The sequence below is a fragment of the Bifidobacterium sp. WK041_4_12 genome (assembly GCF_041080795.1).
GTDB lineage: Bacteria > Actinomycetota > Actinomycetes > Actinomycetales > Bifidobacteriaceae > Bombiscardovia > Bombiscardovia aquikefiricola.
Genome location: NZ_CP129674.1, coordinates 913664 through 927044, shown reverse-complemented (window position 1 = coordinate 927044; position 13381 = coordinate 913664). Strand labels below are relative to the sequence as shown.

The following is a 13381-nucleotide window of genomic DNA, read 5'->3' as shown; positions in this document are numbered from 1 at the left end:
GACGAGAACAGCATATGAGATGCACAGTCTCATATGCTGAAAATCTCAGTGCTTCACGACGAGTCTGCGAAAATGCAGAGGCGATACAAGAGCGACGCAGAGGCAACGCAGAAGCTTGATGCGGGCAGAACTCAGACGACCGCTTCCTTGAGTGCATCGACCTTGTCGGTGTTTTCCCATGTAAAGTCTGGGTCCTTGCGGCCAAAGTGACCGTATGAAGCGGTTTTCGCATAAATCGGGCGAAGCAGGTCAAGCTCGTCAATGATCGCAGCCGGACGAAGATCGAATACCTTGCGCACAGCGTCCTGGATCTGATCTCTCGATACGCCGATCTCAGTGCCATAGGTCTCCACGTTGATGCTGACAGGATCGGCAACACCGATCGCATAGGCTATCTGGACTTCGACACGGTGGGCCAGTCCTGCAGCCACGATGTTCTTTGCAACCCAGCGAGCTGCATACGCGGCAGAGCGGTCAACCTTGCTCGGGTCCTTGCCTGAGAAGGCACCGCCGCCGTGGTGGGCAGCGCCACCATAGGTATCGACGATGATCTTTCGTCCTGTCAGACCGGCATCGGCAGCAGGTCCGCCAAGGATGAAGGAGCCTGTTGGATTCACGAGCAGTCTGAACCCTTCATGCTCGACCTTGTCGCCGCACACCTCTGCGAGCACTGGTGCGATAACATGTTCTGCGAGTTGATCGGTCAGCCAGTCACGGTTCACATCTGGATCGTGCTGCGTGGAAATCAACACGGTGTTCACCCGCAATGGCTGGTCGTTTTCATCGTATTCGATGGTGACCTGCGTCTTGCCATCGGGACGAAGATGTGGAATGATTTCCTGCTTGCGAACCTCAGCCAAGCGATATGCAAGACGGTGAGCAAGATAGATAGGCAACGGCATCAGCACATCGGTTTCGTCGGTTGCGTAGCCGAACATGACTCCCTGATCGCCGGCACCCTGCGCCTCGTAGCGCTCTTCTCGCGTAGCGGCATTCTCCTGCTCGCGGCTGAGACGGTCAACGCCCTGATTGATTTCTGAACTCTGCTCTCCCAGAGCAACCAGCACGCCACAGGAATCGGCATCCAAGCCGATATCGGAGCTTGTGTATCCGATTCTTCGCAGAACGGAACGAACTTCCTGCTGAATATCGGTGTAGCCCTTTGAGGTCACCTCGCCGAAGACGAAGAACTGACCGGTCGTTGCGGATGTTTCCACCGCAACGTGCGAATAAGGATCCTGCGCCAGCAGGTCGTCCAAAATCTCGTCCGATATCTGGTCACACACCTTGTCAGGATGACCTTCGGTAACCGATTCCGCCGAAATTAGTTTTCGCTCTGCCATTATTCGCGATACCCCCCTATAACAAACCATAATTATGAGGAAAGGACCCCTTTCGGAGTCCTCTCCCCTTGGCAGGCAGCGGGTTCGCTGACCTGCTGCCTACATTCGTGCAAACAATACGAGCACAACCCTATGCCCTAGGTAGGTCAATTACGAGACATGGGTCTCGCACCGTTGAAACGGCCGGGCTTGGGATTGCGCCTGCAGCATCAGTTGCCTTCGCTCGCCTCGTCATCGCCGAGCTTCTCTTCAAGAAGTCCTTCGTTGATTTCGCGGAAAGCGATGGACAATGGCTTTTCCTGATTCTGATACTCAACCAGTGGTCCAACGTTCTGCAGCAGGCCTTCATTGAGCTGTGTAAAATACGAGTTGATCTGGCGTGCGCGTTTCGCAGCGAAAATGGAAAGTGCGTACTTGGAATCGGCGTGCTGCATGAGTTCGTCGATGGTTGGGTTTGCAAATCCTGTTGGTGTTGGTTCGGTACCGAGTGCCATATAGTCTCCAATGCGAATAATGCTGATGATGCATCAGCCTTGCAATCTTCGCGATTATATCGCATCGATGCGATTTTGTGAATGGACTGCTCCGATTCCTGACTTGAATAATCCCACTATTTGACCCTACCCGTCCATTGCTCCAGCCATCTCGCTTGAATGGTCACTATGCATATGAGGTCAGCAAAATTAATGAACGGACGAATGTTCGCCGGGGCTCGCGCCCTATATCGTGCCGCAGGAGTGTCAGGCAACGATTTTGGCAAACCCATCGTCGCGATAGCCAATTCATTCTCCGAATTCGTTCCGGGGCATGTTCATCTGAACCAGGTCGGTCGTCTGGTTTCTCAGGCAGTGAAGGAAGCGGGTGGCATTCCTCGAGAGTTCAACACCATAGCCGTCGACGATGGCATTGCCATGGGTCACACCGGCATGCTGTATTCGCTGCCAAGCCGAGATCTGATTGCCGACGCCGTTGAATATTCAGTGAATGCCCATTGCGCCGATGCGCTGATTTGCATTTCGAACTGCGACAAGATCACGCCAGGCATGCTCCTTGCTGCCCTGCGGCTGAACATTCCGACAGTGTTTGTCTCTGGAGGTCCGATGGAGGCTGGCACCACCGTCATGCCCGATGGCGAGGTCAAGGAGAACACCGACCTTATCGACGTGATGTACGCTTCGGCCGATGACAGCATGAACGACGACGATGTGCTTGCACTGGAAAAGTCCGTATGCCCCACATGCGGCTCCTGTGCCGGCATGTTTACGGCGAATTCAATGAACTGCCTGACCGAGGCTCTGGGTCTTGCCCTTCCCGGCAATGGAACCACACTCGCCTCGCACACGGCACGTCGTTCGCTCTTCACCAAGGCAGGCAAGGCCATCATCGACATCGCCAAGCGCTACTACGATGGTGACGACGAATCGGTGCTTCCACGAGCAATCGCAACGAAGCATGCCTTTGAAAATGCCATGACGATGGATGTGGCCATGGGAGGCTCTTCCAACACCGTTCTGCACATTCTCGCCGCCGCGCAGTCCGCTGACGTTGACTTCACGCTGGACGACATCGAGCGCATATCGCACACCGTGCCCTGCATCTGCAAGGCTTCACCTTCCGGCGACTGGGAGATTTCCGACGTGCACCGCGCAGGCGGCATCTGCGGCATCCTTGGCGAGCTCGACCGCGGAGGCGTGCTCCACAAGGACACCCATTCCATCGACTATCCAAGTCTCGAAGCGAAGCTCGATGACTGGGACATCATGAGGCCTAGCTGCCTGAACGAGGCGAAGAAACTCTACCATGCCGCTCCCGGCCACATCCGTTCGCCAAAGCCTTGGAACCAGTCAGAGGAATTCCCTGACCTTGACACCGACCGCATCAATGGAGCCATTCATGACATTCAGCATCCAGCCGTGAATGAGGGCGGTCTGGCTATTCTCCACGGTAACCTTGCTCCTGACGGATGCGTCGTCAAGACTGCCGGTGTTCCTAAGGAAATATGGCACTTCCGCGGACCGGCTCTGGTCGTCGAATCTCAGGAGGAGGCCGTCAAGGTCATTCTCGACGGAACCCTGAAACCCGGCCAGGCATTGATCATTCGCTACGAAGGACCAAAGGGCGGCCCTGGCATGCAGGAAATGCTCTATCCGACATCCTTCGTGAAAGGCAAGGGTATCGGCAAGGAAGTGGCCCTGCTTACCGATGGCCGCTACTCCGGTGGTTCCTCAGGTCTGTCAATCGGCCATATCGCACCTGAAGCTGCAAGCAAAGGACCAATCGCCCTCATCAAGAATGGCGACATGATCGTCATCGACATTCCCAATCGAACGGTGAACGTTGAGCTGAATGACGAGGAACTGGCACAGCGCAAGGCAGAGCTTGAGGCTGGAGATGGCTACGTGGCACATCGTAAGCGTCACGTTTCTCAGGCGCTCAAGGCGTATGCCGCATTTGCACGTTCGGCAGACAAGGGTGCCACCCGCGACCCTGACCTTATCAACAAGCTCTCAGGACTGGCATAAGAATGATCTGACTCCGTTCGAGTCATCAATACCGCTTCGTATGCTGATGGGGCTTCCGCGAATCGCAAGATTCGCGGAAGCCCCATCAGCATAAGGGCACAACAAGGTGCGATTTCTGCCCGCAAAACATCTACCTTTCGAGTTTTGCGGCAATGCTGAACTACAACGCCTGATTATTGGCATTTTCCCGTAATGATTGTAACGATTTTTCACCCTGATACTTCAGCATTGCCGCAAAACTCGAATGTTTGGATGATTCTCGCTGAAAATCATTCGAAGATGGGCCTGTTACGGAACTTTAGAGATTATATTCCTTTGCAATCACGTTCCACATGACGTCGGCGGCGTGCTCAACGGTGTCGTTCACGATGACGACATCGAATTCTCCCTCACTGGCGAGCTCGACTCTTGCGGTGGCAAGACGCTTCTTGCGCTGCTCTTCGTTTTCAGTGCCGCGAGAAGCAAGCCGACGAATCAGGTCGTCAAAGCTGGGAGGAGCCAAGAACACGTAGACAACATCGAGGTTAAGCTCTTTCGCTCGTTCGCGAACGCGGTGCGCACCCTGCAAGTCGATCTCGAGTATGGTCGGAATTCCCTGCTTGAGATGGTCAAGAACGGGTTGCAACGGAGTCCCATAATGTGCCATGTTATGCACGAGTGCCGTTTCAAGGAATTCACCCCGTTGCTCCATGGCAGCAAATGATGCTTCAGAAACAAACCAGTAGTTGATGCCATTGCGTTCGCCAGGACGAGAATCACGCGTGGTCGCAGAGACCGAAACCCATACCTCCGGATGCTTTGATCGAAGCTTCGCTTCAACGGTTCCCTTGCCTACAGCGGTCGGGCCGGTAAGCACGATCAGTCGTTGACGGCCTTCCTTCGACTCTTCACGCTTCGTCGCTGCATCGTCTGCGGATGCAGATGCAGCAGGACTTGCAGAAGCTTGCACAGAAGAATCCTTGCAGTGCCCTATCTGGGATTCACTTACCGTCACGACCACTTCCCCCATTCGTTGAATGCGATGACGCTGACGAAGGCGCATGCACATTCGTCTGAATCTTCCTCGCAGTGATGTCGCGTTTCCTGCCATCCCCTGCGGAGTTCTTGCTTGCAGTTTCCTTCGTTGCCTCAGACAATGCCTGGCGCACATCTAGCGCAATGCTTTCCGTCGCCTGTGCCAGCTTATCGATCTGAGGTCCTTGGGTGGCAATCGAACGGGACACCGTGACCAGAACGTTGCCTCGCGTACCGGCGAATACCGTCTTCAGATCCTGGGCTTCGGCTCCCTGCCATCCATATCCCGGTGAAAGGATCGGTCCGGTGAATTGTGACAGATCTATTCCACCGGTTGTGATCCACTGACCGATAGTTGCTCCGATAATCAGTCCAACAGAGCCCATGCCATCAATGTCCTGGTTGAATTTCTGTGCCGTTCCAGCTATGCCGTAGGCCACTGTCTTGCCCTTGTACGAACCACTCTGTCGGATGGCAGATTGCAGACTCGTCCCTTCGGTGTTTGACGTGAGCGATGCTACGAACACGCCTCGGCCGTAGCTCAGAGCTTCTTCGGTAAGGTTGTTGAGCGAACGAGCACCATAATACGGCAGCAGGGTTATGGCATCGGCCTTCAGCGGTGCCCCGGGCTTGAAGTATGCATCGGCAATCGCTGAAATCGTGGTCGAGAGCCCACCGCGCAGACAGTCGACGATGGTGATGATTCCCATCTGGCGGGCAGCATAGAGCGCTCGCTCAAGCGCAGCATAGCCTTTTGAGCCATATCGTTCGAACATTGGCGTCTGGAATTTCACTGCCGTAGCTCGACCGTGGGCAGCCTGGAGCATGCGCATGGAAAACATTTCGGCACCTTCGGCATCGACTTGATATCCCCACTCACTCAGAACCTTTCGGTGGGGATCTATGCCGACGCACAGCGGCCCGAACTTTGACATCGAGGTGCTTAATCGCAGACCAAAATCTGATCTGCGTGCCTGAATCTCTTCTTCGCGGGTCGCCTCTGCCATCAGATATCCTTATCGTTCGAGTTCGTGTATCTGCTCAGCACGTTCCTGAATGCTTTCAATCTGATAATCATTCTTCCGTACGGCCTCGATAGCCATCAGTGCAGCAGAAAACTCCGTCATAGTCGTGAAGTGGGGCAGATCAGCGGCTATTGCCGCAGCTCGAATCGAGTAGCCATCAGATCGTGAGCCCTTGGAATTCGGGGTATTGAGAATCATGTTGATGGTGCCGTCTTCTATCAGATCGACGACATTCTTCTCATGGGACTCACTGGCGGTGTCCGGTGAGTGTGGAGAGTCTGGAACTGCAGGCTGGGGTGTATCGACGCGCGTCCCAAGCTTGGCAACGACATGGGACTGCAGACCGTATCTGCGCAAGACGGAAGCCGTTCCCTCAGTGGCATACAGGTCGAAGCCAAATTCACGCAGACGCTGCGCCATCAATGGCAGCTGCCGCTTGTCGCTGTCGTTTACGGAAAGGAACACGTTGCCGCTCGTGGCCAGCCCTCCGGCGTATGCTGCCAGCTGGCTCTTGGCAAATGCGTGCGGGAAGTCTCTGTCGAAGCCCATGACCTCGCCGGTCGAACGCATCTCTGGTCCAAGAATGATGTCAACCGTACGACCGACCTTGGTTCTGAACCGCTTGAACGGAAGAACCGATTCCTTGACTGCAACCGGTTGCCCACGACGGATCATGCCTCCGTCGCCAACGGGAAGCAGCAGACCATTCTTGCGCTGGTCTTCGATGCTTTCTCCTGTCATGATGCGTGCCGCAGCCTTGGCAAGAGCCGTTCCCGTTGCCTTGGAAGCGAATGGAACGGTTCTGGAAGCGCGAGGGTTGGCTTCGATGACATACAGGGTATTGGCCATGTATGCGTACTGAACGTTGATAAGCCCGCGCACGCCGCACCCCTGGGCAATGGCAAGCGTAGCCTTGCGAAGACGCTCCATCTGATCGTCCGAAAGCGTGCTTGGTGGCAGCGTGCAGGCGGCATCACCAGAATGGACGCCCGCCTCTTCGACATGTTCCATGATGCCGCCAATGTAGAGATCCGAACCATCATAGATGGCATCGACGTCAATCTCGATGGCGTCCTGCAGGAACTTGTCTATGAGCAAGGGAGAAGGAAGCCTTCCCGACACGACCGTATCGGCTTTGGCCTCGTCAAGCGCCTTGTTGACGTAAGTCTTGAGCTGAGCATCGTCATAGACGATTTCCATTCCGCGGCCACCGAGCACGTAGGATGGGCGCACCAGCACCGGATATCCAATGCTATGCGCCGCTTCCTCGGCTTCTTCATACGACAATGCCGTCCCGTAGCGTGGGGCGTTCAGCCCTTCACGCTTAAGAACCTCGCCAAAGAGCTGACGGTTTTCAGCCAAGTCGATTGCTTCCGGCGAAGTACCGAGAATCGGCACTCCGGCAGCCTTGAGCCTTGCTGCAAGCGACAGAGGTGTCTGACCACCCAGTTGCACGATAACGCCCTTGATGGGGCCCATCTTCTTCTCGGCCGCATAGACTTCCAGAACATCTTCGAAGGTCAGGGGTTCGAAATAGAGACGATCCGACATGTCGTAATCCGTCGAGACCGTCTCGGGATTGCAGTTGATCATGATCGTGTCGTACTTCTTGCCAAGCTCCTGAACGGCATGCACGCAGGTGTAGTCGAATTCGATGCCCTGGCCGATTCTATTGGGACCAGAGCCCAGAATGATTACCGCTTCACGGTCTCGTGGCCTGATTTCGGTCTCATCCGCATAGCATGAGTAGTAATACGGAGTGACCGCGTCGAATTCTGCAGCACAGGTATCAACCGTCTTGTATACCGGCCTCAGCCCATAATTCCAGCGAAGTTCGCGGACGGCATTCTCGCCCTCATCTCCGAGATTTCTCAGATGCGCGATCTGCAGGTCGCTCAGGCCAGACTGCTTGGCTTTCCTGAGCAGTTGAGCTCCAAGTCGTTCAGCTGCCTGGACCTCCATGGCCACATCATTCATTTCCTTGATCTGTTCCAGGAACCAACGGTCAATCTTAGTGGCTGCATATATCTGTTCCACACTTGCCCCGCCCCACATGGCGCGCTGCAATTGCAAGTAGCGGTGTTCGGTAGGTGTGCCCATATCATGCAGCAGCTGCTGAATCTCAGCCTGAGAGGGCTTCTCGCCGTCCCATGAGAAATTCATGTGACGCTTGTCGATGGATCGAAGAGCCTTGCCCAGGGATTCGCGGAAGTTTCCGGCCAGAGCCATCGCCTCGCCCACCGACTTCATCGAAGTGGTGAGCGTCGTATCGGCATTCGGGAACTTCTCGAAGGTGAAGCGAGGAATCTTCGTGACGACATAGTCGATGGTCGGCTCAAAGCTTGCCGGGGTCGATTGCGTGATGTCGTTCTGGATTTCATCAAGCGTATATCCTAGGGCCAGCTTGGTTGCTATCTTGGCGATGGGGAAGCCGGTGGCCTTGGATGCCAGAGCGGATGAACGCGAGACTCGTGGGTTCATTTCAATGACGATCAGGCGTCCGGTCTTGGGTTCAACGGCGAACTGGATATTGCAACCGCCAGTGTCTACGCCAACGCCTCGGATGATTTTGATACCGACATCGCGCATCTTCTGATATTCGCGATCCGTGAGTGTCAATATGGGAGCCACAGTCGTTGAATCGCCGGTGTGCACACCAACAGGATCGACGTTTTCAATGGGGCAGATGACGACGACATTGTCATTCTTGTCGCGCATCAGCTCTAGCTCATATTCCTTCCAACCTTCGATGCCTTCCTCAAGAAGGATTTCATGCGTTGGAGAGTAATGCATGCCCGCTCCAGCAATGCGATGGAGTTCCTCGACGTTGTGCGCGATGCCCGAACCCAAACCACCCATGGTGAAGCTTGGGCGCACCACCAATGGATAGCCAAGATCGTCCGCAGCGGCCTCGGCATCTTCCATGCTGTGTGCAATCAGTGATCTGGCAGACTCGGCACCTGCCTTTTCGACAACCTTTTTGAACAGATCGCGGTCTTCTCCACGGTCGATTGCATCGAGCGAGGCTCCGATAAGCTCGACATCGTATTTCTTGAGGATTCCAGCCTCTCCGAGTGTCATCGCGGCGTTCAACGCGGTCTGTCCACCCAGCGTCGGCAAGAGCGCATCAGGTCGTTCCTTGGCTATGATTTTCTCGAGAATGGTTGTATCGATAGGTTCGATGTACGTGGCATCGGCCATTTCAGGATCAGTCATAATCGTTGCAGGATTCGAGTTAACCAGAATCACGCGGATTCCCTCTTCGCGCAACACACGGCATGCCTGCGTTCCTGAATAGTCAAACTCCGCTGCCTGACCAATGACGATTGGTCCTGAGCCAATGACCATAACCGACTGAATATCGGAACGCTTAGGCATTGATCTTCCCTTCTGTCTCTTCCTGTTCCTGAGCATGGTGAGCACCCTGAGACGATGCCATCAGATTGATGAAATTATCGAACAGGTACGTTGCATCGTGCGGACCGGCTGAAGCCTCCGGATGATACTGCACTGAGAATGCCGGAATATCCAGGCATTGCAATCCTTCGACCACATCATCATTAAGGCCGACATGAGATACCCTCACCTTGCCGAAATGACCGTTGTCGAATGGTGATGAAATATCGGTGTCCAGTGGAGCGTCAACGGCAAAACCGTGATTCTGTGAAGTTATCGATACCTTGTCAGTGTTGACATCCTTGACCGGCTGATTGATGCCTCGATGACCGAATTTGAGTTTGTACGTTCCGAATCCAAGCGCACGTCCCAGCAACTGATTGCCGAGACAGATGCCAAAGAATGGATAACCCCTGTCAAGAACCTTGCGCAGAAGCTCGACCTCCTTATCGGCAGTGGCAGGATCGCCAGGACCATTCGAGAAGAAGACACCATCGGGACTCAAGGCTTGCAATTCCTCGAATGTGGTGTGTTGAGGAAGGATATGCACTTCACATCCACGTTCAGAAAGACGTTGCGGTGTCATGCTCTTGATCCCGAGATCCAAGGCAGCCACCTTGAACAGTGGTTTCTTGCCCGCAAACTCTCCACGAGGATCAATGATCTCTTCCTGATCGGTGCTGACCTCATCCATGAGGTGGGCACCTGCCATCTGCGGCGTTTCCTTGACGAGCGTAAGCAGCATCTCGATGCTTGCGAGCTCACCGTTACCCTGTTTCAGGGCATCGCCCGAGAAGATTCCTGCTCGCATCACACCTGCAGAGCGAAGGTGACGCACGAGTTTTCTTGTGTCTATTCCACTGATTCCGACGATGCCCTGACTGATCAGATCATCCTGCAAGCTGCCCGTTGCTCGCCAGTTGCTCACATTCGGGCTTGGTTCACGGACGACGTATCCCGCAACCCATATTTTGGAAGACTCGTTGTCTTCCCCATTGACACCGGTGTTTCCAATATGCGGAAATGTTTGTATCAATATTTGACGGTCATAACTTGGATCAGTGATTGTCTCCTGATACCCTGTCATGCCTGTTGTAAAAACAATCTCGGCAGTTGTCTGCCCTAGTGCGCCAAAAGGCTTGCCCACATACACCTGTCCATCCTCGAGCACGAGGATTGCATCATCTGGGGAAAAGCTCTCAACTGTTGTGGCGTCGGAATCGTACAAGTTTACCAAACCCCCCTTATACAGCGGATAGTCGTAACTACAATATCCATCGCCGTGGATAAATTGAGGTCGCCTCTGGCCCCATCCCAGAATCTGGATATCGGAGTCCGTCTTTCACATCCGTGTAACACCAGGGAAAAACGCGATCCGCCCGTATCGCATGGATATGGGCGGATCGTATATTCGGCTGACTATGCACGTGTCGTGCGGTCAAGCATTGCACGGCGTGTCATCATCGCTGCTCTCGGCTGACGCTTTTGGAAGAGGAGCGCTTGTAGCACTGTCAGCAGCAACATCGGGTGCCAATGTCGGGAAAGGAAGTGAATCTATGTCCGTCTCCTTCTCTGTCTCCCGGCCCTGTGCAAGTGTGTGATTGCTCTCACTCTCAACGCCTTCAGCGGAATCAGAGTCGGTCTGTTCAGAATCGGTCTGTTCAGATTCCGCACGTTTAGAGTCAGCGATCAGGATCTGTTCCTTGTCGGTGGAAACTGCGCTGAGCAGTCCATGTATGAAAGCTGGCGCATCTGAATCCGAAAGCGTCTTGGCAAGGGAAAGCGCCTCATCGATGGCAACCCTATCGGGAACATCGGGGTTGAAGACGATTTCCCATGCAGCGATTCTCAGAATGTTGCGATCAACGACTGCCATCCTGTTGATTTTCCATCCTGTGGAATGATCGTCCAGAGCATTGTCAATCGTATGGAGATGTTCAGCCACTCCCCTGACCAGATCAATCGCATAGTCAGGAAGTGGGGTTTGTGCTCCGGGGCGAAGTAGTCGCTCAGCCAAAAGGGACAGGATTTCCTGCCCCTTTTCATCGGCTTCATACAGAGTATTCAGAGCCCTTTTACGGGCAGTAGATCGTGCCATGGTGAACTATAGCCTCAGGAATTTTCACGACCGAGATATGAACCATCGCGCGTATCAACCTTGACTTTTTCGCCTTCGTTGATGAACAGTGGAACCTGAATCTCAGCGCCAGTCTCTACCGTTGCCGGCTTGGTGCCTGCATTGGAGCGGTTGCCCTGCAGACCCGGTTCAGTATGTTCGACCTTGAGAATGACCGATGCAGGGAGCTCAACGGACAGTGGGTTGCCATCATGGAAACTGATGATGCAATCGGTACCTTCAAGGAGGAAACGCTCGTGATCGCCAATCAAGGACTCAGGAATGTTTATCTGCTCATAATTGGTCATATCCATGAATACGAAGGAATCCGCATCGCGATATGAATACTGCATGGTACGGTTATCGACCGTTTCAAATTCCATCTTCATACCGGCATTGAATGTCTTGTCGACAATCTTTCCTGAAAGAACATCCTTGATCGTGGTTCGCACGAAAGCAGGACCCTTGCCTGGCTTCACATGCTGGAACTTCGTGACGGTCCACAGCTTGCCGTCCAAATTCAGAACCGAACCATTCTTGATGTCGTTTGTAGTTTGTGCCACGTTCACTCACCTATTCGTATGTATACTAGTCGCCACGCCCAGCGACAAAAATGCCTTATCCATTATGCCACGGCGTCTAAACACTGCCCTGCTCGCATGGGTTTCGTCTCCGAATTCACTGAGAGAACGCCCAAGAGAACGCAAAAGGCCCGGGAAAATCCCGAGCCTTATGCTAGCGAGTAATGAAGTATTACTCAATGACCTTGGTGACACGGCCTGAGCCGACGGTGTGGCCACCTTCACGAACTGCGAAGGTCAGACCCTCTTCCATGGCGATTGGCTGGATCAGCTCAACCGAGAAGGTTGCGTGATCGCCAGGCTGAACCATTTCGATGCCTTCTGGCAGGGAAATAACGCCGGTCACATCAGTGGTACGGAAGTAGAACTGAGGACGGTAGTTGGAGAAGAATGGCGAATGACGGCCACCTTCATCCTTGGTCAGAACGTAGACTTCGCCTTCGAACTTGTGGTGAGGTGTAACGGTTCCTGGAGCAGCAACGACCTGGCCACGCTCGACCTGATCGCGGTTGATGCCACGGAGCAGCAGACCGGTGTTGTCGCCAGCCTCTGCCTCGTCCATCTGCTTGTGGAATGTCTCGATTGACGTGCAGGTTGTGGACTGGGTTGGACGAAGACCAACAATCTCAACGTTGGTGTTGACGGCAAGCTTGCCGCGCTCAACACGACCGGTAACGACGGTTCCACGACCGGAGATGGTGAAGACATCCTCGATTGGCATCAGGAATGGCTTGTCAAGATCGTGAACTGGCGTTGGGATGTAGTCATCGACTGCGTCCATGAGATCCTTGACGGTCTGTGCCCACTTCTCGTGGTCAGGAGCATCGTCATGCAGTGCACCGTAAGCGGAAGTACGGATCACTGGGCAATCGCGGTCGAAACCGTTCTCGTCAAGAAGATCGCGGACTTCTTCTTCAACGAGCTCGATGAGCTCGTCATCGTCAACCATGTCGCACTTGTTCAGCGCAACAAGAATCTTCGGAACGCCAACCTGCTTGGCAAGCAGAACGTGCTCACGAGTCTGAGCCATAGGACCATCAGTGGCGGCAACCACGAGGATTGCACCATCCATCTGAGCTGCACCGGTGATCATGTTCTTGACATAATCAGCGTGGCCTGGAGCATCAACGTGTGCGTAGTGGCGCTTTTCAGTCTGATATTCGATATGCGCGATGTTGATCGTGATACCGCGCTGCTTCTCTTCTGGAGCAGAATCGATCTGGTCGAAATCATACTCAGGATTGAGATCAGGGTATTCCTCGTGCAGCACCTTGGAGATGGCGGCGGTCAGGGTAGTCTTGCCGTGATCGACGTGGCCAATGGTACCGATGTTAACGTGCGGCTTAGTACGTTCGTACTTTTCCTTTGCCATGTGTTTGTCCTC

10 protein-coding genes are annotated in these 13381 nt (G+C 54.1%); 1 reads left to right on the top strand and 9 read right to left on the bottom strand.

Annotated features, from left to right (window positions below):
• Positions 1-131: 131 nt before the first annotated feature.
• Both metK and rpoZ read right to left on the bottom strand, forming a co-directional pair.
• Positions 132-1343, bottom strand: coding sequence for a methionine adenosyltransferase (gene metK / locus QN215_RS04020; RefSeq protein WP_369344818.1), 1212 nt, complete (start codon positions 1341-1343; stop codon positions 132-134).
• 209 nt (positions 1344-1552) lie between these two features.
• The gene (rpoZ, locus tag QN215_RS04015; RefSeq protein WP_369344817.1) at positions 1553-1837 is read right to left on the bottom strand and encodes a DNA-directed RNA polymerase subunit omega; all 285 of its coding nucleotides are present in this window, start codon (positions 1835-1837) and stop codon (positions 1553-1555) included.
• Positions 1838-2005: 168 nt separating this feature from the next.
• On the opposite strand from rpoZ, the gene ilvD reads away from it, so the two are divergent.
• Positions 2006-3865, top strand: coding sequence for a dihydroxy-acid dehydratase (gene ilvD, locus QN215_RS04010; protein WP_369344816.1), 1860 nt, complete (start codon positions 2006-2008; stop codon positions 3863-3865).
• Positions 3866-4163: 298 nt separating this feature from the next.
• Here the strand turns inward: ilvD and gmk are convergent, their stop codons facing one another.
• The 7 genes from gmk to tuf all read right to left on the bottom strand — a co-directional run bounded on the left by gmk (position 4164) and on the right by tuf (position 13369).
• On the bottom strand, positions 4164-4727 hold the full coding sequence (gene gmk, locus QN215_RS04005) for a guanylate kinase (RefSeq protein ID WP_369345056.1): 564 nt from the start codon (positions 4725-4727) through the stop codon (positions 4164-4166).
• A 118-nt stretch (positions 4728-4845) separates the two neighbouring features.
• Complete coding sequence (gene pyrF, locus QN215_RS04000) at positions 4846-5886, bottom strand: orotidine-5'-phosphate decarboxylase (protein ID WP_369344815.1); 1041 nt, start codon at positions 5884-5886, stop codon at positions 4846-4848.
• Between the two features lie 9 nt (positions 5887-5895).
• Positions 5896-9282, bottom strand: a complete 3387-nt coding sequence (carB, locus tag QN215_RS03995) for a carbamoyl-phosphate synthase large subunit (RefSeq protein WP_369344814.1) — start codon at positions 9280-9282, stop codon at positions 5896-5898.
• On the bottom strand, positions 9275-10537 hold the full coding sequence (gene carA / locus QN215_RS03990) for a glutamine-hydrolyzing carbamoyl-phosphate synthase small subunit (protein WP_369344813.1): 1263 nt from the start codon (positions 10535-10537) through the stop codon (positions 9275-9277). The genes carB and carA overlap by 8 nt, the downstream gene beginning before the upstream one ends.
• A gap of 201 nt (positions 10538-10738) precedes the next feature.
• Positions 10739-11398 (bottom strand): transcription antitermination factor NusB, encoded by a 660-nt coding sequence (gene nusB / locus QN215_RS03985; protein WP_369344812.1) that lies wholly within the window; start codon positions 11396-11398, stop codon positions 10739-10741.
• A 14-nt stretch (positions 11399-11412) separates the two neighbouring features.
• Positions 11413-11979: an elongation factor P gene (gene efp / locus QN215_RS03980; RefSeq protein WP_369344811.1), complete on the bottom strand. Its 567-nt coding sequence runs from the start codon at positions 11977-11979 to the stop codon at positions 11413-11415.
• A 190-nt stretch (positions 11980-12169) separates the two neighbouring features.
• Complete coding sequence (tuf, locus tag QN215_RS03975; protein ID WP_369344810.1) at positions 12170-13369, bottom strand: elongation factor Tu; 1200 nt, start codon at positions 13367-13369, stop codon at positions 12170-12172.
• Positions 13370-13381: the final 12 nt, after the last annotated feature.

Coding starts and splice junctions, on each gene's coding strand:
- metK (WP_369344818.1), bottom strand. CDS start 1,343: ATGGCAGAGCGAAAACTAATTTCGGCGGAATCGGTTACCGAAGGTCAT.
- rpoZ (WP_369344817.1), bottom strand. CDS start 1,837: ATGGCACTCGGTACCGAACCAACACCAACAGGATTTGCAAACCCAACC.
- ilvD (WP_369344816.1), top strand. CDS start 2,006: ATGCATATGAGGTCAGCAAAATTAATGAACGGACGAATGTTCGCCGGG.
- pyrF (WP_369344815.1), bottom strand. CDS start 5,886: ATGGCAGAGGCGACCCGCGAAGAAGAGATTCAGGCACGCAGATCAGAT.
- carB (WP_369344814.1), bottom strand. CDS start 9,282: ATGCCTAAGCGTTCCGATATTCAGTCGGTTATGGTCATTGGCTCAGGA.
- nusB (WP_369344812.1), bottom strand. CDS start 11,398: ATGGCACGATCTACTGCCCGTAAAAGGGCTCTGAATACTCTGTATGAA.
- tuf (WP_369344810.1), bottom strand. CDS start 13,369: ATGGCAAAGGAAAAGTACGAACGTACTAAGCCGCACGTTAACATCGGT.